This window comes from Pseudarthrobacter sp. P1, assembly GCF_050156935.1.
GTDB lineage: Bacteria > Actinomycetota > Actinomycetes > Actinomycetales > Micrococcaceae > Specibacter.
The window spans coordinates 4,042,749-4,064,047 of the sequence record NZ_CP189584.1 but is presented as its reverse complement, the minus strand read 5'-3'; the positions used below and the strand labels follow the sequence as shown (position 1 = coordinate 4,064,047).

Below are 21,299 nucleotides of genomic sequence, written 5' to 3'. Positions count from 1 at the left end.
GTCCAGCTGGCCGCTCAAGCGAACACCAAAAAATCATAAGTAAACGGCATTGCATCTAGTGTCCGAAACGTTCCCGCGGACCTGACCGGCTTCCACCATTAGGTTGCCTATTTGTTGCCGGCAGAACACCGCCGTATTTCACTGGCTTCTATGACGCAATGTAAGGCCACTACACAGCTGAAAATTGTAGACTCCGGGTGACCCGTTCATGTTTTGGCTAGGAGACATTATGCACAGTGGTACAAACTTCAGACAGAGGGACGCCAACCGCGAGGTCCGCCAACGGCGCAACAGAGTCATCAGCTATGTCGCGTTGTTCATGCTGGCCATCGTGTCCTTCTCCCTTGCCGGGTATGCGCTGATGAAGTAGACGCTGTTATTGCGCGTGGTCGAAGGCACTTAGCCCCGATACCGTTTACTTAGAGGTTGCGCCAATAGGTCAGGGCCGGCGTTTGGGTCGTGCGTCCCAGCGGTGGGTGGTCCAGGCCTGGCGGATGAGCCTCCGGACGATGATGACGGTGTTGGCCAGGGCGATGAATGCCTCGATCACCCGGATGTGCCGTTCGGTGCAGATGGCCAGCTTCGAAGAAGCCCCGGTTGTGCCAGGAGTTGGTGCGTTCCACGACCCAGCGGGCGGTGTTCTGGATAGGTGCCGGGACGCCTCTGGCCGCGATGTGCGCCTCGCAGCCGAGCTCGTCCAGCAGATCGCGGGTGACGTTGGAGTCGTAGCCGGCATCCAGGTGCACCCGGATACGCTGGGGCAGGTGGAACCCGAACCGGCCCAGCCTTTCCAGGGTCGGGCGCAGCAGGGGCGAGTCGTGGCGGTTCGCCCCGGCCACGACCGTCCCTAGCGGGATGCCCGCACCATCGGTGAGCGCGGAGCGCTTGGTGCCCTGTTTGCCGCGGTCCGCCGGGGACCGGCCGGCGGCCTCGCCGCCGCAGGGAGCCTTGACCAGGCACCCGTCCACGACCAGGTCCTCCAGTTCCAGGCCGCAGTGCCGGTCGTAGGCGTCCAGGCTGGTCTGCTCCAGGGCGGTGAAGATCCCCACCGCAATCCATTCGTCCCTGCGGCGGCCGATGGTGGTGGCCGAGCAGGTGCTGTCGGCGATCTTCTCGTACGCGGCACCGAGCACGCGGACCTGGACCAGTTTGTCGAACACGACCCGGTCCGGCACCCGGGGCCGGTGGCATCCCAGCGGGTGGGTGTCTGCGGCCGGCGGGGTCAGTGCTTCGAATGGGGCCCGGAAGGGTCCGATGATGGATGATGGGACGGCAGGCACAGGCACTCCTGGAAAACGACGAATCTAGACAATCCGTGGTTAACGGGTCCTGTGCCTGTCCTATTTCACCGCCGCACCCACCTATTGGCGCAACCTCTTAGCTTGTTATTTAACCTTTGGTGGGTTTGCCGATCGGTTGGACGGCTGCTTTGACGCGATTTTTACGTCCTTTGGGGCGTCCCGGACCAGGGCGTATGGGTTTCGGCTCTCTGGCGGGATGGACTGCCGTCAGACAGATTCGCCGATAGCCTGCCCGCACCCGCGCGGGGGTCAGCATCGTTGTGGCAAGTGGTTTCTGCCAGGGCAACCGGTGATCAGCGGCCAGGGGTCTGGCGAGTCTGAGCTGAGTGTGGGCGGCGATGATGAGCCAGGTCCACCGGTCAGCTGCCGCCGGGTCTCGCAGGCGTGGCCTGGTCCAGCCCAGCGCCTGCTTCATGAAGCGGAAAGTGTGCTCGAGATCGAAACGCCGGATGACCATCGACCACCAGTGATCGAGTTCGGTCCCGCTGTCCGGGACGGGCTTGGAAACCCACAGCCACACCGGTTTCGGGTCACGGTTACCGGGGAGGTACTCCACCCGGAGACCAACGACGGTGCCCTCCATGACGGGCAGCTGACCTTCATGGGCCTTCCAGCCGCCACGGGAATCGATCTTCGGGTGCATCCTCGCAAACGCACTGGCTTCCACGTGCCCGTACCTGGGGGTGTCGTTGCCGGTGACGACCGCGGGTTCAGGGTGGGTGGCCGCATCGCGCAGCACGAGTTTCGTCCCGTGCCGGGGCGGACGCCCTTTCGTGGGGCCTTGGCGTGTGCCTGCCGGGGCGTAGAACACCCGATCCGATCGCAGCCTGCCGATCAGGATCACCGGCAGATCATCCAGGAGCCAGGCCAGGCGGACGACGTCATAGCCGGCGTCCATCACGATCAGCACCTCAGGGTCGCCCTCCCGGTAGTGCCCTGCCCGGGTGAGTTCTTCGACGACGGTGCGCAGCTGGCCGGCCGTCGCCGCCGTGGCATCTTCACCAGGGCGGATCCGTACAGCATCCAGCAGGGCTGTCCACGAAGAAGCACCTGATTCGAGGGCACAGACGAAAGAGTATGGCCAGCCCGGGATCATTTGTGCCTGACCGTGTCCCCGGGCATAGGTGTGGCAGAATGACCGTTCCGCGCTGGTGGCCGCGTCCGGCCTGAGCCAGTTCGACACGTCCACAGCCAGCACGAGACGCCCACGCCCATCGGGGCCGAGGATCCTGGGGAGTGTTCCGGTGCAGGTCAGTGAGCGAAGCCCGCCGGCATCGATCACCCCGGAGTTCAGTGCGTCGTAGAGGGCGCCGTGACCACGTGGATGCTCAGCCTCGAGTGAGAGGTGCGCGAGATCATTCACCGGGGAACCGGTGCAAGCGACCGCGTCGGTGAGCTCGAAGAGAGCCTCACTCCGGCGGGTCAGACACGAGTACAGGCCGGTCCGAAACCGGTCAAGATACCGCGAACTGCCGTCGAGTAGCGGTGAGGGGGCTGTGTCCTTGATAATCATCATGCGGCCGCCGTTTCATTTGCTTCCTTGCCTGATAACAAGAAGCATCAGAGACGACGGCCGCCTTGGTCCCATCGACACGCCGCACGAGACAACACATCGCAGTCGGCGCCACCCACGAAGGTTAAATAACAAGCTAAGTTGGCTTGGGTTTCCGTTTGAGTGGCCGGTCTGACATCTTGCGTTTGATGACATGGGGGGTGTCCCTATGTTCTTCGTCAAGGGGTGGGACGGTTTTTCTTGCGGAGATGGTGTGGCCGGTGTCGGGCACGGGTGGGTGGCCGGCGGGGTTTGGCCGCCGGCTGATGCCTGGGGCTTCTCAGACTGTCGTGGGGCTCGGTGCGTCGTAGAGCGTGCCGTCGCGGAGCATGGCGAACAGGACGTCGCAGCGCCTGCGTGCGAGGGCGATGAGGGCCTGGTTGTGCCGTTTGCCTTCGGCGCGTTTCCGGTCGTAGTACGCCCGTGAGAGCGGGTCCTTGAGCGCGGCGAACGCGGAGAGGAAGAAGGCCCGTTTTAGGCTCTTGGTGCCCTTCTTGGAGGGGTGGTCGCCGCGGATCGAGGTCCCGGAACGCCACGTCACCGGGGCCAGGCCGGCGTAGGAGGCGAGGTGGCCGGCGGTCTTGAATTCCTTGCCCGCAACTTCGGTGATGATGCGGGCAAGGAATTCAAGACCGCCGGAATGGAGGTCAGGACGGCGTGAAGAGGGTGGGCCTCCACGAGTGCCTCGACCTGGGTGAGGATCTCCTCCCGGGAGGTGCGCAACTGCTTGAGCATCGCGGCGAGCTGGGGCAGGACGATGCCGGCGGCATTGGTGCCGGCGACCACGACGGTCTGCTCGCCCAGCGCCGTGAACACCTCGGCGGCCCAGCCCTTCCCTGCCCGTGGCGCGTGGCGTGACAGGAGTGCCGTGACCCGGGCGTGGCCTGCCTTGCGCAGCGTGGCCGGAGTCGGGTACTTGGCCAGCAGTTCGGCCATGGCGGGGTGGTCCAGATGGGGGCCCACGGCCCGTTCCAGGGCCGGATGGACCTGTGTCAGTAGGCCGCGGATCCGGTTGGAGGTCGCTGTGGCCTGCTTGGCCAGATCGTCGTCAAAGCCGCACAGCATCGACAACTCCGCGGCCTGTTCATCGGCGACGACAATGGAGCGCAGAGTGGGCGGCAGGGACCGGGCGGCTTCGGCAATGATGGCCGCGTCCCGGGCGTCGGTTTTGGCCTCGCCGGGGTGCAGGTCCGCGATGCGCCGCATTGCCAGGCCCGGGAGGTACCCGACCAGGATGCCTTCTGCCTGGGCCACCGCGGCAGGCAGGGCGCCGATGGTGGAGGGCTGGTCCACGACCAGCAGCACGGTGCCTTTCTTGGCCACCGAACGGATGATGGCCTGTAGTTTTGCCTCGTCCTGGGGCAGTGCCCGGTCGAGAAGTTTCCTGCCGGCACGGTCGATGGCGACGGCGTGGTGGGTGCTCTTGCCAACATCAACACCAATGAAGATATCGACGAGTTCATGGTCTCTGATCAACGCAAACCTCCCAGAATTTGTGTCATTCAATTTGGTGTTGGCATGTCCTGCGGCGGCAAGGCCCGGCATCTTGGGTTACGGCTGACCTACGCGATGATTCGTTGCGCTGGTCCGGTCCCCATTAGCGATCCCCTGGCGCCTATCAGAACCCGGTGGCAACACCCCCCCGGATCATTGATGACTGGGGGACTTAATCATGCCGGGACTGACAGGCCAACAACCCCAATTCTTACTCGGTTAAGGGGCTGCTAAAAGGGTAACGGGTGCTGCGTTGTCGGCGCGGTGGCAGGAGGTCGTGGAGGATTTCCCGGCAGAAGAAGGCGAAGGCTTCGGCCAGCCGCTCAGGGGGAAAGGCCGGGCGCGCGGCGAGGGAACGCCTGGCCGCCCGGAGGGTGCGCGCGAAGGAGATCCGCAGGGGGTCCTCGTCGAGGTGGTGGGCAACGCCGCCGATGAGGGACCGGATGGCATAGTGCACGCAGAGGTGGCCGTAGATTTCCTGCAGGACCCCGTCGGGGGTTCTTGAGCGCAGCACGGTCCCGGGCCCGCGCAGGTGGGTTTTGAGTTCATCGAAGCAGGACCCGATTTCCCAGCGTTTGGCGTAGGCTTCGGCCAGGTAGTCCTTTGCCGGTGCCGCGTGCTGGCTGAACCTGTAGGAGGGCTGGTGGCGGATCTTCCGCCAGGCCGCCCTGGCCGGGCAGTCCTTCGCCAACCCCGAAGAGATCGAAACGGCCAACCGGCTGGCCACCGCCTGGCTCAACGCCCGTGCCAAACCCTGGATCTGGGGACGGCCCGCCACGCCGCCCCGGACTCTCCGCCGCCGCTTTATTTACCTCCTTTGAGGAACCCAGCACTAGGTGGCAGCGCCCTTGAGCACTTGCGTAACCGTGCGGACGGGGATGCCCTTGGCGGAGAGATAGTCGATCGCGCCTTGAAAGACGCCCTGCGTCACTTGGACGCTGTCTGTGGGTGTGCCTGTCGTGATGTCGTGAAAGAGTAGGTTCAGCCACGACCCGTTGCTCTGGGCTCGGTCTACTAGTAGATCGTCGTGGCTAAGGTGCGCAGTTGGAGGGATGATGTTCCTGGCGGGTTCTTCCCCGACCGCCCGCCGGGAGCGAGACCACGATGTCCAGGACGAAGTCGCGGCCGGTGGCGCTCAGCCCGGCGGAGCGGCAGCTGCTGACGGCTCTGACCCGCACGGGCTCGCATCCGGCCCAGCAGGTTCGCCGGGCCAGGATCCTGCTCGAGCTGGACGAGAACAGCCCCGGCCGCCACGGGCCGGTTCCCGCCCAGACGGTGGTGGCCGAGCGGGCCGGCGTTGCCGTTGACACGGTCGTTAAGGTCTCCAAGGCCTACGCCGACCGGGGCGGCGACGTCGTCGCCACGATCACCCGGAAGAAGCGGGCCACGCCGCCGGTGGAACCGACCGTCACCGGCGAGGTCGAAGCCCGCCTGATCGCGCTGGCCTGTTCCGCCCCTCCCGAGGGCAAGGACCGGTGGAGCCTGCGCCTGCTCGAGAAGCACGTCGCGCTCATCGAGGACATCCCCGACCTGGACCACTCCACCATCGGGCGGGTCTTAAAAACGGAACTTCGCCCCCACCTGAAACAGTGCTGGACCATCCCGCCGCACGCCAACGGGGAGTTCGCCGCCCGGATGGAAGACGTCCTGGACATCTACGCCACGCCCTTCGACCCGGATCGGCCGGTGGTGTGCATGGACGAGAAGCCCTACCAGCTCCTCGCCCACGCCCGGGACCCGATCCCGGCCGCGCCCGGGCGCGACCGCAAGGAGGACTCGGAGTACGTCCGGTGCGGGACGTGTTCGATCTTCGTGTGGGTCGAGCCCCTGGCCGGCTGGCGGCACGTGGACGCCCAATCCCGCCGCACCATGCTCGACTGGGCCCACCAGGTCGAGCGCCTGCTCACCGTCGACTACCCCGACGCCGGGAAGGTCGTGCTGGTGATGGACAACCTCAACACCCACACGATCGGCTCGCTCTACGAGACGTTCGCACCGGCCAAGGCCCACGCCCTGGCCCAGCGACTCGAGATCCACCACACCCCCAAGCACGGGTCCTGGCTGAACATCGCCGAGATCGAACTCTCCGCCCTCACCCGCCAATGCCTGGACAGGCGCATCGACGACCTCGACGTACTTAACCACGAACTGGCCGCCTGGCAAGCCAGCACCAACGCCGACCAGCGGCAGGTGAACTGGCACTTCACCACCAGCGACGCCCGCACCAAGCTCCGCCACCTATACCCCGAATATTAGAGACGACGATCTACTAGTGCCTTAATGTCGTCCAGAGATGTGCTGCTGTTGATACTCCGCGCCCGGCATGTCAAAGCCCCTCCGGGCGGGAGGGTTTCGAGGTGCCGGCTGTTTACCGTCCGGGCGTAGCTGAAGTACTTTGCCGTGGCGTCCATAACGCTGGCGTTGAAGTGCCCTAGAGGGTAGGCAAACAGGTCTCGGCCTTGGAAGTTGTTATCCACTAGCCCGGGGTTTTCATCAGGGTTGGGCTGAGGGGTGTGTTTAAGACACGAAAAGGTGCTCTGACAAGGGAAAATAGGGGTGTCTACGCCGTTATTTCCGTGTCTTGAAGGAGCACCTTTTCGATGCATCAGCCTACCAAGGTCTTCCCGTCCCTCCCGGTCACTTTCACCGGCCAGTCGCTGGTCTCCCATGCCGGGGGACGGATCCTGACCTCATTCATCGACGCCCTCGGGTTCCGGGACCTGTGCGAGGACCGGCTCGGGCAGTTCGTCCCCGCGATGGCCTCACACCGGCCCGGGAGGCTGCTCGGGTCGCTGGCGGTGATGCTCGCCGCCGGCGGCGAGCACGCCTCGGACCTGGACATCCTGCGCGCCCAGCCCGGCGTGTTCGGCAACGTGCCCTCGAACGCAACAGTCTCCCGGTTCTTCGAACGCACCGTGAAGAACCCGGACGTCTTCGATTACGGCTTTTCGACCCTGGCCAAGGAACTGCGGACCCGGGCATGGGAAGCCGCAGGAGACCGCAGCCCGGCGGTGAAGGCGACGGCCGCGGACCCGCTGCTCATCGACCTCGACGCCACCTTGGTGACCTCGCACTCGGACAAGGAACAGGCCACCGGAAACTACAAGGGCGGGTTCGGATTCGCCCCGTTCACCGCCAGCCTCGATTACGGTGCCGGCAGCGGCACCGGGGAGGAACTCGCGGTACTGTTGCGTCACGGCGGGGCCACGGCGAACAACGCCGAGGACCACATCCGCATCTTCGAGGCCGCCATCGCCGTCCTGCCCGACTCCCTCTACGGTGGGACCGGGGAACTGGACGGGGAGAAGATCCTGGTCCGCACCGACAGCGCCGGCGCGTCCCGGAAGTTCCTCTGGTACCTGCATTCGCGGGGCGTGCAGTTCTCCGCCTCGTACCCGGTGCCGGTCGGCAAGGCCCACATGATCGACTGGATCAACGACAAGAAATACTGGCAACCGGCCCTGGACCAGGACGGGGTCGAACGCGATGACGCCTGGGTCATCAACGCCACGCAGGTGATCCCGCTCGATGACTACCCGCCGGGGACGAAGATCTTCCTGCGCGCCGAACCGCTGCACCCCGGCGCGACACCGACCCTGCTCGACATCGACGGTCACCGTGTGACAGCGTTTCTGACGAACTCCCCGCGCTGGCACGGACCTTTTCTGGATGCCCGGCACCGGGCCCGCGGCCGGGCCGAGAACCGCATCAAAACCCTAAAGAACACCGGGCTCGGAAAGCTCCCCTTCTTCGATTTCGCTGCCAACCAGGCCTGGGCCAACCTCGCGGTCCTGGCCGCGAACCTGGTCTCCTGGCTCCAGCTCACCGCCCTGCCCGACGGCCACAAAGCACGGGGCTGGGACATCAAACGCTGGCGCTACCGGCTCTTCGCCACCGCCGGGAAAATCATCACCCGCGCCCGCCGGAACCACCTGCTGCTGCCCGCCGCCGCGCCGGAGCAACCCCTGATCAGCGCCCTGCTCGAAGCCATTGAACGGATCGCCGCAGCCGCGAACCGCCCCGCGGTCCTCCTGCGGGCCTGACACCGCAACCCCCCGTCAACCAACGAGCAGGAAAGAAGAACACCAACGGGAACAGTGGAAGCCCGCGCACAGCCCGGCGCCCCCGGGTCCATCAGCCACACCCGAAATCCGATTCAGCCCGCCGGGACGGCAAAACCCGCACCCAACGCCCCGACCGCCGTCCGATGAAAAATCCGGGCTAGCCATTGTTTCGTTAACCGAAGCTCTTCGTCCAGGGTTTCCGGGGACAGGGCGTCGAACCCGGCGTTGTGGCTGTCCGCAGTCCACGCATGACCTGCGACTTCGCCGCCGCTATATTCTTCTATACGGTGCAAGTGGTCGAGCGTGAGGCGGTCAGGCTGCCCTACTAGATCTACGATGGCGTGCACTGTCGGCGCGTAACCGAACTTGTCCATGTAGGCGGTGGCGTAAGTGTGTTGTGATCCCCAGCAGTCGTCTAGGCCGATGGACACGACGCCGTTGGGGAACGCTGCGGGTCGCTCGGCCTGCGCCACGATGGCCTGCACCTGGACCTTGACCAGTTGCCCGGTGTTGTCATCCACGGCGACAATGCGTAGGTCGGTGATGTTGGCTCTATTGGGGGCACCGGCGGAGTAGGACGGGTACCAAGGCAGGGTCACCCATGACCAGCGTCCTTCCGGTGTTATCTCGGAATTGGCTCCTGTGATGGAAGCCTGGACCTGGATTTGCAAGTTCTTGGCGAAGCCTGAGGACCCGGCCACCATGGTTAGCCGGGACAAGTGGGCTGAGTTGGTGACCTTGACTAGGATGGCGAACACTTTGCCGGTCATGTTCAGGCCGGACACGGCACCGGATTTCGACAAGGTGGCTGTAGCTCCGGCGCCGTTGGTCACGATGTACGCGGACTGGGATCCCAGCACGTAGTCCGTGGTGTCGTCGTAGTTGAAGTTGGAAGCGCTGGACTGGGTAAAGCCGTGGCCGGGCTGGAATGTAGCCAGCATCGCCCGCTGCGGGTTCGTGAAGCGTGGGGCCGTGGCGGGACGAACGAGATATGACTCAACGTCCAAGGACTGCACCACGGCAGGTCTGGAACCGGCGGCTGAGGCTGCCGGTGCTGGGGATAGGAAGGCGAAGGCGCCGCTGGTGGCAGCTGCTGCAGCACCCAGCTGGAAAAGGGACCGCCGGTTAACTCCGGGGAAGTCAGAGGTGCGGGGCGCCGTGGCTGGCCCAGTTTGTTCGCTCACTGTATGCCGTCCAATCGGGTGTCGGTTCTGATACCAGACAGTAAAGCTGCAGACATCACCGGGTTCACGAGTGGTGAATACCTGTCTCTCCTTGCACCTCACCTGCCTTTCGCGCCTCACTGTTGAGGGGCTACTCACCATTCACTCTCGGGGACAGACCTTGCTACTTGGGCGTCCTATTGACTGGCGCCATGACTTCGAGGGGAAGACCAAACAGGGCGCATCTTTCGAGTAGTACTTCGTTAGGTGTCGCCGTAGCGTTGATGGCATGGATGTGAACGGGTTGGCGGCGGTACGGACCGGGCTGGAGGACTTCGCCACGGACGTCTTTGCCCCGCTTGCCCGGACCGGCCAGCGGGCGAAGGGCCGGCTGTATCTGCAGGGGCTGATGCTGGACGGGCGGCGCAAATCGATGCAGCCAATGGGCGAACGCCTCGGCATCGACTACCAGCAGCTCCAACAGTTCATCTCCTCCTCGTCCTGGGCGGTGGAACCGGTCCGGCGCCGGCTCGCGGCCCTGGCGGTGGCAGCGGTCCGGCCGGAGGCCCGGGTGGTTGATGACACCGGGTTCGCCAAGGACGGCCCCGCCTCCCCGTGCGTGGCCCGGCAGTACTCGGGCACGCTGGGGAAGATCGGCAACTGCCAGATCGGGGTCAGCGTGCATGCCGCCACGGACGCCGCGTCCTGCCCGCTGGATTGGCGGCTGTTCGTGCCCGAAGCCTGGGACGATACCTGCGCCGACACCAACGCGGATGCCGAAAGGACCGCGGACCGGCGGTTCCGGGCAAAAGTCCCCGACACGGTCAGACACCGCCCCAAATGGGAGCTGGCGCTGGAAATGGTCGACGAGCTGGCCGTTGGGGGGGCAGGTGCCGCCGGCGCTCGTCGCCGACGCCGGCTACGGGGTGACCACCGCGTTCCGGCTGGGCCTCGCCGGCAGGGGCATCCCGTACGTGCTGGCGGTCAAGGGATCCACCACCGCCCACCGGTACCGCGGTCGGCCCGGTTCACTGCGGGATCTCGCCGTGGCGGCCGGGCGCCGGCGGCTGCACCGGCTCACCTGGCGCCATGGCACCGGGCCCGGCGCGGGAAACCGGACGGCGGCCATGGCCTCGCGGTTCCTGGCCCTGCGCGTCCGCCCGGCCAACCGGGACATCCCGTTGAACCCCGACGGGTCCCTCCCCGAGGCGTGGCTGCTCTGCGAATGGCCGCGGCACGAACCGGCACCGACCGACTATTGGCTCTCGGACCTGCCCGCCCAAGCCGGCCAGCCCGTCCAGACCGGAGGCGTTGAACCGGACCAGCCACCGGCGCACCGTCTGCTCGTGGCATCCCAGCTGCTCGGCGATCGCCGGGACCCGCAGCCCGGACCAGCCCATGCTGATGATCCGGCCGTGCCGGATCCAGTCGGCGGGACGTGGCGGGCCCGGCCAGCCTGCAGACCGTCTTTTCCTCGGCCGCATCCGCGGGCGGCCGCGCGCGCAGGATCCTTGGCATGCGGCCCGCCTCCTAGTGGTGTGTCTCCAAAATAGTTAATGACTTTGGGTTTAGGCTGGGATCATGTCGAATCCAGCACCCGCCCTGGCCCTTACCGACGCCCAGCGCACCGTCCTGGAAGCGCTGGCCGCATCCCAGGTGGCCTCCCACCGGGAGGTGCAGCGGGCGCAGGTTCTGCTGATGGCCGCCGAGGGCCTGGCCAACGAGTGGATCGCCCGGGTGGTGGGCATCACCCCGGGCACGGTGCGCTCCTGGCGTACCCGCTTCGCCGAGGAAGGCCTGACCAAGCTCGGGAAGGTGCGTGGCGGGCGGGGACGCAAACCGGTGATCCCGCAGTCGACGATCGACGAAATCGTTGAGCTGACACAGAACTCAAAGCCTGAGGGACACACGCATTGGTCGGTGCGCACCATGGCCGCGAAGACCGGGGTCTCCCCGGCGCAGGTGCAACGCATCTGGTCTGCCCGCGGGTTGAAACCGCATCTGGTGAAGACCTTCAAACTCTCCACGGACCCGAAGTTCGAGGAAAAGCTCATCGACGTGTGCGGACTGTATTTGAACCCACCGGAGAACGCGATCGTGTTCTGCATGGACGAGAAGACCTCCATCCAGGCCCTGGACCGCTCCCAGCCGTCGTTGCCGATGACCAGGGGGCGGGCCGGGACGATGACCCACGACTACAAGCGCAACGGAACCACCACGCTCTTCGCGGCCCTGGAGGTCGCAACCGGAAAGGTCATCGGCTCCTGCGTTCCCAAGCACCGCCACGATGAATTCCTGGTGTTCCTGAAAACCATTGAAAAGGAAGTCCCGGCCGGCCTTCAGATCCACCTGGTCATCGACAACTACGCGACGCACAAGCATGCGAACGTGAAGGCGTGGCTGGCCAAACACCCACGGTTCCACCTGCATTTCACCCCGACCTCATCCTCGTGGTTGAACCTGGTGGAGCGGTGGTTCAGGGAGTTGACGGAGAAGGCGCTACGCCGTGGGGTCTTTCATTCAGTGCCTGATTTGATTGCGAAGATCGAGGAATACATCGAGGTGAACAATGCCGACCCGAAGCCTTTGGTGTGGACCGCGGATGCGGAGTCGATCCTGGAAAAAGTGGCTCGTGGCCGGGTTGCGCTCCAAGCCGTCAAGCAAAACTGAGACACTACACTAGCATTCGAAGCGGCTTACTTTCAATCTACGCTTCCAAAGAGGAACCCAGCATTGGTAGGGCAGTGACGTTCATGCTGTATTGCCGCCGCCTATCTTGCGCCTATTTGTGTCCGTCTCGTAGCCAGGCTCACCTTTGGCGAGTACCGGGTTGGCGGTCCAGCCTGCGGCGTTGTCCCAGCGAACCTGATTCCTGTTTGCCATTAGGCTGCGCTCCCGCCGTCGAGATTGAATGTTGTTGTGTAGAGCGAAGTGGAACTGCCGCCGTCGATCAGCAGCGTGCCCAGTGGGGCAAAGGTGGCCTTATGTACCGTTGGGCCTGGCCTCCATCATCGAGCGAGCCGACATGGGCTCTGACCCATGGAACCCAGACCGGTAGACTGGAACCATTGGTGTGCCGGGAAGTCTGGTCGGCGTGGACATTGTCGTGTCCGCACGCGCCCAGTGAAAAGAGCCGCCTCATGGCAACTCCTGCACCCCGCCCCCGCATCCTCCGCCGCGGAAGCTACCCGGAATTCGCCCGCGTCACCGAAATCCTGCGCAAGGAAACGGTCGGCGGGGCCCTCCTGCTGCTTGCCACCGTCATCGCCCTCGTCTGGGCCAACTCCCCCGCCTCGGGAAGCTACTTTGCCCTGCGGGATTTCACCCTGGGGCCCGAGTCACTGCACCTGAACCTCAGCCTGGGCGGTTGGGCGGCGGACGGCCTGCTGGCCATCTTCTTCTTTGTCGCAGGGCTGGAACTCAAGCGGGAATTCGTGGCCGGGGATCTGCGCAATCCGAGCCGGGCCGTGGTGCCGGTGGCCGCGGCGGTGGGCGGCGTTCTACTGCCGGCCCTGTTTTACGTGCTGGTCAACCTCTCCTCCGGAGCCGAGGTGCTGCGCGGCTGGGCCATCCCCACCGCCACTGACATCGCCTTCGCACTGGCCGTCCTGGCCGTGATCGGCAGCCATCTGCCCTCGGCCCTGCGCACCTTCCTGCTCACCCTGGCCGTGGTGGATGACCTGATCGCCATTGCCATCATCGCCATCTTCTACCCCGGAGAGCTCCACCTGGAACTGTTCGCCCTGGCCCTCCTGCCGCTGGCGGTGTTCACCCTGCTGGTCCAGAAGCGGATCCGCAGCTGGTACCTGCTGCTGCCCCTGGCCCTCGCGGTGTGGGCACTGGTGCACGCTTCCGGCATCCACGCCACTGTAGCGGGGGTGCTGCTGGGCTTCGCCGTGCCGGTGCTGCGCCGTGACCGCACGCCGGAAAACGGCCCGGGGCTGGCCGAGCGCTTTGAACACCGCATCCGGCCCATCTCCGCCGGTGTGGCCGTGCCGCTCTTCGCCTTCTTCTCCGCCGGCGTCGCCCTGGGCGGCGGCGCCGGGCTGTCGGCCGCCCTCACCGACACCGTGGCCATCGGCATCGTGGTGGCGCTGGTGGCGGGCAAGGCGCTGGGCGTCTTCGGTGCCACGTACCTGGTCACCAAGACCACCCGCGCCACCCTCGATGCCGGGCTGGCCTGGATCGACGTGGCCGGGCTGGCCTTGCTGGCCGGCGTCGGGTTCACCGTTTCCCTGTTGATCAGCGAGCTCGCCTTTGGCGAGGGCAGCGCCCACAACGACCATGCCAAGGTGGCGATCCTGGCCGGCTCGCTGCTGTCGGCGCTGCTCGCCACGGTGGTGCTGCGGGCCCGCAACCGCCACTACCGCGCCATCGAGGAGCAGGAACAGCGCGACGACGACGGTGACGGCGTCCCGGACGTCTTCCAGGAAGACCGCTCCTAAGGGACCACGCGTTGGCGCAGCAGACCGGTCATCGTATCGGCAGCCACCGGCCTGCTGAAGAAATACCCCTGCCCCAGCCGGCAGCCGAGCAGGCGGAGCATCTCGGCCTGCTCGGACGTCTCGATGCCCTCGGCCACAACATCGAGCTTTGCGGCCTTGATCAGCATCAGGATGGCAGCCACAAACTCGCGCTGCTGGGGATCCGCGGCCACGTCCCTGATCAGCGACATGTCGATCTTGGCCGTGTCCACAGGCAGGCTGCGCAGATAGCTGATCGAGGAATAGCCGGTGCCGAAATCGTCTATTTCCAGCCCCACGCCCACCTTGCGCAGGGAATCCAGGATCCGAGAGGACTCCGCCGAGGCCGTGACCACGGCGTTTTCGGTGATCTCCAGGGCCAACCGGGCGGGGGAAACATTATGCTCCCGCAGGAGGCTGCGCAGCTCGGGAACCAGCTCGCGGCGTTGCAGTTCCCCCGGGGAGAGGTTGACGTGCAGCTTGAAGCCGGACAGCAATTCCACATCCGGTTCCCACTGGCGCAATTGGACGATGGCCTGGCCGAGGACCCACTGTCCCAGGGCCACCAACAGGCCGCCCTCCTCGGCTGCGGGAAGGAACACGCCGGGCTGCAGCCGCCCCCACCGGGGGTGGTCCCACCGGACCAGGGCCTCCGCCCCGACGATGGCACCCGTCTCCAGCTCCACCACCGGCTGGTAGTGCAGTTCCAACCCATTGTGGCCAATGGCCTGGCGCAGGTCGGCAATCATTTGGACCCGCTGGGAGGCAGTTTCCACCATGGCGGGGACAAACACCTCGATCCGCCCCCGGGCCCTGTCCGCGGCGTAGTTCATGGCCAGCATGGCATCCCTGATTTGGTCCTCGGGGTCCAAGGCATCCTCATCGAGCCGGATCCCGATGGAAGCCTCAAGCCAAAGCCTGTTGGTGCCCACCAAGATGGACTGGTGCAGCCTTTCCAGGATCCGCACGGCCAGGATAAAGGCCGCTTCCGGATCCCGTTTGTCCACAAGGATGGCAAATTCGGAGTTGCTCAACCGCGCAATCACATCGTTTTCGGAGATGAGTTCGCGCAGCGTGTCCGCGGCGGCAATCAGCACCGCATCCCCTTGGGCGCGCCCCAGTTTCTCATTCCCCAGCTTCAATCCGCTGAGGCCCACCACCACCAGGGTTGGCCCCGGCAATCTCCCGTCCGGGACGGCCGTTGCCGCCGCGATGGCCGCAATCAGCGCCTGGCGGTTCCTGGCGCCCGTCAGCATGTCCGAGCCAGCCAGCAGGTCCACCTCGGCCCGCGACCTGTCCAGTTCGCCCTGCAATTGGGCGTAGTGCTGCTCGGCGTTCTCTTTGCGGGATTCCAGCCGGTGGGCCAAACCATCCAGGGAGGAGATTAACTCGTCCATGGCCTCGCTGCCGGCGTGCGGGACGGGAGATTCAAACCGTACCGAGAGGTCCCCCGCAGACAAGCGCGCAATGGCTTCCCTGAGGATTTCGCTGTTGTCCATCACCGGCCACCAATCGATTGGATATTGGAGGCCACGCCCGAGGCGGGATCGTCGGCACCTGAGTTCTCTTGGCCGCGGCGCTCCGTTTTACGCCGGTACATGTCCCGGTCCGCCGCGGTGACCAGCTCCTCGACGGCAACATTTCCCGGAGACGAACAGGCCAGGCCAACACTGGCACTCGGCCTGAATTTGTGCCCGGCAATGACCAGCGGGGAGGCAATCTCGGTTTCCAGCCGCTGGCGGATCCGCTCGGCATCGCTGGTGTCGGCCACGGCTGACAGAATCACCACGAATTCATCGCCGCCCACGCGGGCCACAGTGTCTTCCTCCCGCAGCAGGGTCCGGATGCGCTGCGAGAGCACCACCAGCAGCCGGTTGCCGGCATCGTGGCCCAGCGAATCATTGATCCCTTTCATGCCATCCACATCGATGTAGAGAATGGCCAGCCCGCTGTCCCTGCTGCGGTGGGACCCGGCGGCCGCCAGCGCATCCTGAAAGGCCCGGTAGTTCAACAGCCCGGTGAGCTCGTCCGTGGCTGCCTGGATTTCAAGTTCCGCCATGCCGTGGTTGACACGCAGGGTGGCACTGGCCATGTGGGTCAGCCCGTGGAGTATTTGTTCCTCCAGCAGCGTGAAGGACTCCAGGGTGCGGGTCCGTGTGATGACGATGTATTCCCCATGCCCGTCGGGGAACTCTATCTGCGATCCCAGCTGTCCGGAGCGCGGCGGGTCATCCTGGATGACCACGGCCTCGCCGGGAATCGCCATGGAAGTGAAGGTCCGCAGCCGTTCGGCCGGGGCCGGCGCCTCACGCCACGGCAGGTCCTTCGCCGCGTCCAGCACCACGTTGAGCTTGAGCCGTGTCTGCCGCAGCGTGGCCCGCAGGGTGAGGATGTGCACCAGCAGGCAGATCATGATCAGGTAGCTCACGCTGCCTGCCGGGAGGTCGGTTCCGGGGATCTTCATCCCGCGCGTGCTGAAGTTGTACGCCGCCATACTCATGAGCGAAAAGCCCACATTGATGAGCCACACTGTGGCCAAGCGGGACCACCGGATCGGGCTGGCCCCTGGGGCACCGGTCCGGCGGGTGCCCATGGCGGTATTGGCCTGGCTCAGTCCAACATAAACCGAGATGTACACGGTGATGGCCAGAACCACGCCAAGGCTTTCCCCCGTGCGGGTGTTCGGAAACAGGTCCACGGTGGCCAGGAACGCCACCACGGCCAGGGAGTCGACGCCGGTCCACAGCGCCGCGGACTTGGGCGGGCGGCGCAGAAAGATCTGATAGGCCGCGGACGCCACTGTCCACATGGCCAGGGTCAGCACCGGGCCGTGGCCATAGTTCAGGAACGTCAGAACGGACACCGCAACACCCAGGTGGACGGCGTTCGTGCCGGAGTTCAGCTGGACCAGGAACGGCGACACGGTGACCAGGGCGCCCAGGCCCAGCAGCAGGCCGGCCCAGGCGCCAAAGAGCTCCTGCCAGCTGGCCGCCACCGCCCACAGACCGGCACCCGCGCCGAGCAGAACGACGACGGCGAGAAAGGCCCGGTGCCAGGGTGATCCCGGCGGCTGCCACGCGGGGGCCGGATCGGCCAAGGGCGGGGCCCAATTCCGCATGACGCTCAAAGGCGATGCCTCACTACGCACTGATCCTCCACACAATCGCGGGTTTGCCCCAAGGGGTGATTGCAGACTTCTACTTCGATGCTGTGCCCTGAAGAAGCAGGGTGATCTCGTCATTCGAGAGTTTCAGCCAGCCCGAATCCGTGGCTCCCTGCAGAGCGGCTTCCGGGCTGTCGGCCTGGATCCACCATTTGGCTTCGAACACATGCCCATCAAGCATCACGCGGTCGCCCTTGTGGTAGACGGTCGTGGCCGACCAGTCCGGGAAGGCGCCGGCAGGAACCACCACGTCGGGCTTGGGCTTGTCCCCCGGCAGCACCGGGCCGATGAGCTTCCACGGCGTTTGGGCTCCCTCGTGCACCGGATCGTTGGGCACATCTGCCCTGGTCCACCACTTGGCCTCGTAGACATTGCCCTGCCAGACAACCCTGTCGGATTGCACATAGGTGGCCACTGCCGACCAGATCGGATACGGGCTTGTTGCAGGGTTGTCCACCACTGCCGTGGCCGTGGCGGTTGACAACCCGGCGGGGGTGGACGCCGTGGTGGCCCTCAATTCCATGCCGCCACCGAGCACTTGAGCGAAGCTGGCATCGCCCTGGGCAATGCCGCTGCAGGCGTCAGACACCACCGCCAGGCTGGCGTAGTTGGGGCTGCACTCGGCATCCCGGTTCAGCGACCACATGGACATCCGGCCGATGCCCTTGTCCCGGGCAAAGACACTGAGCCCGTGGGCGTCGGCCAAGGTGAAGACGTCGGCCACAACATCATTCTGGCCGATCATGGGGGTCAACCCCAGCTTGCGCCACAGCGTCTGCTCACCCAATTGCTGGTGTGCAGCCGCATACACCGTCCCCAACTGCGCATGGGTTGCCTCCGCGGCCGCGGTGGACGCCTGGAGCATCGACTGCCCGGCAGCGCGGCTCGCCCCATAGTCCATGGTCATGATGTTGACTCCCGCCAGCTCCACGCCGACGGCCAGCATTTGTCCGACGGCGGAGGTCCCGTCAGGGGTCAGCCCCGTGGGCGCCACGGGAAGGGTGAGCCAGATCTCCAGGTTCTTTCCTGCCGCGTGGCGGTCCTTCTGGAGGCTGGCCATGGCCTTCGCCTGCCGTGCGACGGCAGCCTTGTCCCCCAAGGCGGCGCCTTCGACATCCAGATCGATGGACGCCAGATCGTAACGGTCAACCACGCTGGCATAGGCCTTCTGCAGGCGGGCGTCGTCTGTGCATGCACTGGACAGCTCGTGGTTGGCGAGCCCGCCGAAGGACACGGCGATGTTGCCGCCAAGCTGCCGCAGGCGGGCAATCCGCCGGTCCAGGTCCAAGTCCGCGGCGGCCGCATCCAGACCGTAGGCGGCCCCCCACGAGGGCTGGCACCCGTCCTTGGCATCGGCAACGATGAAGGACAGGACCACTGACTTGGTATCGGCGCCAACCGGTTGTTCAAATGCATACCGGGGCGTGGCGGTAACGTCCACGTATCCGGCAAAGCCCGACGGCGCGGCTGCCGCCGCTTGGGCGTCCGCGTACGTCCGCCAGCCGACGATGCCGGCAGCTGCCGCAACCGCTACAACCAGCAGCAAGACGGAAAGCCGAACCCAGGACAGCTTGCGCCCCGGAAAGCGATTCGACATATGGCCCCTCTGTTCGATGCGGCCGGCACGGCCAATGGTTTAGCATGCCATCGATTACTATAAGGGCAATCGAGAGGCGCTCCCGATTATGGCAGGCCACCTGTCCAACCGGTTATCGGGTCAATGGAGCCCAATTCACACTCAGTGGGGAAATATGACGGACCAGTTGGTTGCATCGTCTGATGCCTTGGGGGACGCGGAGCAACTCCCCTTGGGCAGCATCCAGGCCGCGGGGCGCAGACGGCAATGGGGCTCGGAACGGCGTTCGGAACCGTTGGCCATCGTCCATCCAACCCCCTCCGCCCGCAAGATCATGCTTGGCCGGCTGGCAATTCTGGTCACGGTTGGATCCTGGATTTTTTACATCATATCAACCATTCTCAAAGGATTGGTTGACAACCCGAACTCCGGATTCCGTTTCGGATTCGAGTCGCTTTCCTACCTCATCGTCGTAACCTTCCTGACTTTTTCGGCGCTGATGTACCTCGTGGCCCGCCAAGGCGCCCTCCATCGTTTCAAGGAACACCGCCGGGTCCCCCGTGGCGAGCTGGATGGGCACTTTGCCAATTACGCCGAGGCCGTCACAGTATTGGTCCCGTCCTACGCCGAGGAACCGCATGTAGTCCGCGCCACGTTGTGGTCCGCGGCGCTGCAGGAATTCCCGGACCTGCGCGTGGTGCTGCTGCTGGATGATCCACCCTTTCCGTCGGACCAGGGCGTGCTGCGGCGGCTGGAGGAAACCCGGGCCTTGGCCGGAGCGATCGCCGGCGCGTTGGAGACACCCGCGACCCGTGCCAATGCGGCACTGGCCGCCTTCCGGAACCGCCGGGAACACGACGTCGACGCCGATTCCACCGCGGAGCTTCCGGACCTGATCTCCGAATACGAGGCCGCCGTCGAGTGGATTGAGGCCATGGCGGAGGCCGAAGCAGTGGAAGACCATGTGGACGAGTTCTTCGTTGACCTGGTCCTGATGGGTCTGGCCCGTGAACTGCGGTTGGTGTTGCTGGGCCTGAACGCCGCCAAGGCCCAAAAAACCGCGCCCACGCCGGAGCGGATGGAGCAGCTCTACCTCCGCCTGACCTGGGTTTTCAATGCCACCCTGGATACCTTCGAACGCAAGAAGTACGCCAGCTTGTCCCATGAGGCAAACAAGGCCATGAACCTCAATGCGTACATCTCCCTGATGGGAAAGCGCTGGAACAGGGAGGAGACTGCAGGCCGGATGGTGCTGCGCCCGGCCGGAGCGCCCCACGGCGGTGATCTGGTGGTGCCGGACAGCATGTATCTGCTGACCCTTGATGCGGACTCCCTGCTGCTGCGCGACTACTGCCTGCGGCTGGTCTACTTCCTCGAGTCTGCCGGCAACGAGCGTGTGGCCGTGACCCAGACACCGTATTCGTCGTTTCGCGGGGCACCCACCCGCATCGAGCGCATCGCCGGTGCAACAACTGACATCCAGCACATCCTGCACCAGGGCATGACCTACTACGGAGCCACCTTCTGGGTGGGCGCCAATGCCATCATCCGCAAGTGCGCACTGGAGGACATTGTTGAGGTGGAGTCCGTCGGTGGGTTCGAGGTGCGCACCTACATCCAGGACCGGACGGTCATCGAGGACACGGAGTCCAGCATTGACCTGGGCACGCACGGCTGGACCCTGAGCAACTACCCCGAACGGTTGAGCTACAGCGCCACCCCGCCAGACTTTGGTTCCCTCGTGGTGCAGCGGCGCCGGTGGGCCAACGGTGGCCTGTTAATCCTGCCCAAACTGTGGAACCAGCTCTCCCGGCGGCGCAGCCAACGGGAGAGGATCCTCTTCCGCGAGGTGCTGCTCCGGGTGAACTACATGGCCTCGATCACCTGGGCCAGCGTCGGGCTGCTGTTCCTGCTGGCCTACCCCTATGACAGCCGGCTGCTCAGCCCCGCCGTCTTTGTGGCGGCACTTCCATACTTCCTGTGCATGGGCATCGACCTTCGCGATTGCGGCCACCGGTTCAGCGACATCTTCCGGATCTACGGATTCAACCTCATCCTGCTGCCGGTCAATCTTGCCGGCGTCCTGAAATCGCTCCAGCAGGGGCTGACAGGTGACAAGATCCCGTTTGTCCGCACCCCAAAGGTAAAGAACCGTACCGCTGCACCTGCCATCTACGTGCTGATCCCCTACGGTGTCGTCGCGTTCTCGGTGCTCACCATCTGGCGGGACTTCCAACAGGGAAACTGGGGCAACGTCGCCTTCGCCACCCTGAATGCCGTGCTGGCAGCGGGCTGCATCCGGGCGTACATCGGCCTGCGGAACTCGGCGGTGGATGTCTTCCTTGGCGCTCTGAACTGGCTCTATGTCACACCGAAATCAAAGGTGGCAGCACCGTCCGTGGTGGTGCCCAAAACCGCCGAGGAAGTGGATTGGGAATCAATCCTCTACCACGGCGACCGACGGCTCAACAGGGATCTCCGCGGCGGCACCGACCGCCGTCGACGGATCTCCCTGCGCTGAAC

General features: G+C 65.2%; 12 protein-coding genes and 5 pseudogenes. 7 read left to right on the top strand and 10 right to left on the bottom strand.

Going from position 1 to position 21,299, the window contains the following annotated elements; translation table 11 throughout:
* The first annotated feature begins 229 nt into the window (after positions 1-229).
* Positions 230-370 (top strand): hypothetical protein, encoded by a 141-nt coding sequence (locus ACQCSX_RS19030; protein WP_427016776.1) that lies wholly within the window; start codon positions 230-232, stop codon positions 368-370.
* Between the two features lie 69 nt (positions 371-439).
* On the opposite strand, the pseudogene ACQCSX_RS19025 reads toward ACQCSX_RS19030, so the two are convergent.
* The 4 genes and pseudogenes from ACQCSX_RS19025 to ACQCSX_RS19010 all read right to left on the bottom strand — a co-directional run.
* A pseudogene (locus ACQCSX_RS19025) lies at positions 440-1,280 on the bottom strand (IS5 family transposase).
* Between the two features lie 109 nt (positions 1,281-1,389).
* Complete coding sequence (locus tag ACQCSX_RS19020) at positions 1,390-2,817, bottom strand: NF041680 family putative transposase (RefSeq protein ID WP_427016775.1); 1,428 nt, start codon at positions 2,815-2,817, stop codon at positions 1,390-1,392.
* A 316-nt stretch (positions 2,818-3,133) separates the two neighbouring features.
* Positions 3,134-4,398, bottom strand: a pseudogene (locus tag ACQCSX_RS19015) (IS110 family transposase).
* Positions 4,399-4,672: 274 nt separating this feature from the next.
* Positions 4,673-4,942: pseudogene (locus tag ACQCSX_RS19010) on the bottom strand (IS4 family transposase); the annotation flags it as partial.
* 509 nt (positions 4,943-5,451) lie between these two features.
* Between ACQCSX_RS19010 and ACQCSX_RS19005 the strand changes: the two are divergent.
* Both ACQCSX_RS19005 and ACQCSX_RS19000 read left to right on the top strand, forming a co-directional pair.
* A complete protein-coding gene (locus tag ACQCSX_RS19005) occupies positions 5,452-6,603 on the top strand; it encodes an IS630 family transposase (RefSeq protein ID WP_427016774.1) in 1,152 nt (383 codons plus the stop codon).
* A gap of 344 nt (positions 6,604-6,947) precedes the next feature.
* Positions 6,948-8,390: an IS1380 family transposase gene (locus tag ACQCSX_RS19000; RefSeq protein WP_427015697.1), complete on the top strand. Its 1,443-nt coding sequence runs from the start codon at positions 6,948-6,950 to the stop codon at positions 8,388-8,390.
* Positions 8,391-8,503: 113 nt separating this feature from the next.
* Here the strand turns inward: ACQCSX_RS19000 and ACQCSX_RS18995 are convergent, their stop codons facing one another.
* Positions 8,504-9,418, bottom strand: coding sequence for a hypothetical protein (locus tag ACQCSX_RS18995; RefSeq protein ID WP_427016773.1), 915 nt, complete (start codon positions 9,416-9,418; stop codon positions 8,504-8,506).
* Between the two features lie 445 nt (positions 9,419-9,863).
* On the opposite strand from ACQCSX_RS18995, the pseudogene ACQCSX_RS18990 reads away from it, so the two are divergent.
* Positions 9,864-10,851 (top strand): annotated as a pseudogene (locus tag ACQCSX_RS18990) (IS701 family transposase); the annotation flags it as partial.
* A gap of 57 nt (positions 10,852-10,908) precedes the next feature.
* Here the strand turns inward: ACQCSX_RS18990 and ACQCSX_RS18985 are convergent.
* A pseudogene (locus ACQCSX_RS18985) lies at positions 10,909-10,974 on the bottom strand (hypothetical protein); the annotation flags it as partial.
* A gap of 181 nt (positions 10,975-11,155) precedes the next feature.
* Here ACQCSX_RS18985 and ACQCSX_RS18980 point away from each other — a divergent pair.
* Positions 11,156-12,244 (top strand): IS630 family transposase, encoded by a 1,089-nt coding sequence (locus ACQCSX_RS18980; protein ID WP_427015746.1) that lies wholly within the window; start codon positions 11,156-11,158, stop codon positions 12,242-12,244.
* Between the two features lie 81 nt (positions 12,245-12,325).
* Here ACQCSX_RS18980 and ACQCSX_RS18975 read toward each other — a convergent pair whose 3' ends face one another.
* A complete protein-coding gene (locus tag ACQCSX_RS18975; RefSeq protein ID WP_427016772.1) occupies positions 12,326-12,457 on the bottom strand; it encodes a hypothetical protein in 132 nt (43 codons plus the stop codon).
* 257 nt (positions 12,458-12,714) lie between these two features.
* Between ACQCSX_RS18975 and nhaA the strand changes: the two genes are divergently transcribed.
* A complete protein-coding gene (gene nhaA, locus ACQCSX_RS18970; RefSeq protein WP_427016771.1) occupies positions 12,715-14,019 on the top strand; it encodes a Na+/H+ antiporter NhaA in 1,305 nt (434 codons plus the stop codon).
* Here the strand turns inward: nhaA and ACQCSX_RS18965 are convergent.
* The 3 genes from ACQCSX_RS18965 to ACQCSX_RS18955 all read right to left on the bottom strand — a co-directional run bounded on the left by ACQCSX_RS18965 (position 14,016) and on the right by ACQCSX_RS18955 (position 18,797).
* Positions 14,016-15,536: a putative bifunctional diguanylate cyclase/phosphodiesterase gene (locus ACQCSX_RS18965; protein ID WP_427016770.1), complete on the bottom strand. Its 1,521-nt coding sequence runs from the start codon at positions 15,534-15,536 to the stop codon at positions 14,016-14,018. The two genes, nhaA and ACQCSX_RS18965, sit on opposite strands and share 4 nt — an antisense overlap.
* Entirely contained in the window at positions 15,536-17,155 is a 1,620-nt protein-coding gene (locus tag ACQCSX_RS18960; protein ID WP_427019102.1) for a GGDEF domain-containing protein, read from the bottom strand. Before ACQCSX_RS18960 ends, ACQCSX_RS18965 begins: the two co-directional genes overlap by 1 nt.
* A 79-nt stretch (positions 17,156-17,234) precedes the next feature.
* A complete protein-coding gene (locus ACQCSX_RS18955; RefSeq protein WP_427016769.1) occupies positions 17,235-18,797 on the bottom strand; it encodes a chitinase in 1,563 nt (520 codons plus the stop codon).
* 154 nt (positions 18,798-18,951) lie between these two features.
* Here ACQCSX_RS18955 and ACQCSX_RS18950 point away from each other — a divergent pair, with 154 nt between their 5' ends.
* A complete protein-coding gene (locus ACQCSX_RS18950; protein ID WP_427016768.1) occupies positions 18,952-21,297 on the top strand; it encodes a glycosyltransferase family 2 protein in 2,346 nt (781 codons plus the stop codon).
* Positions 21,298-21,299: the final 2 nt, after the last annotated feature.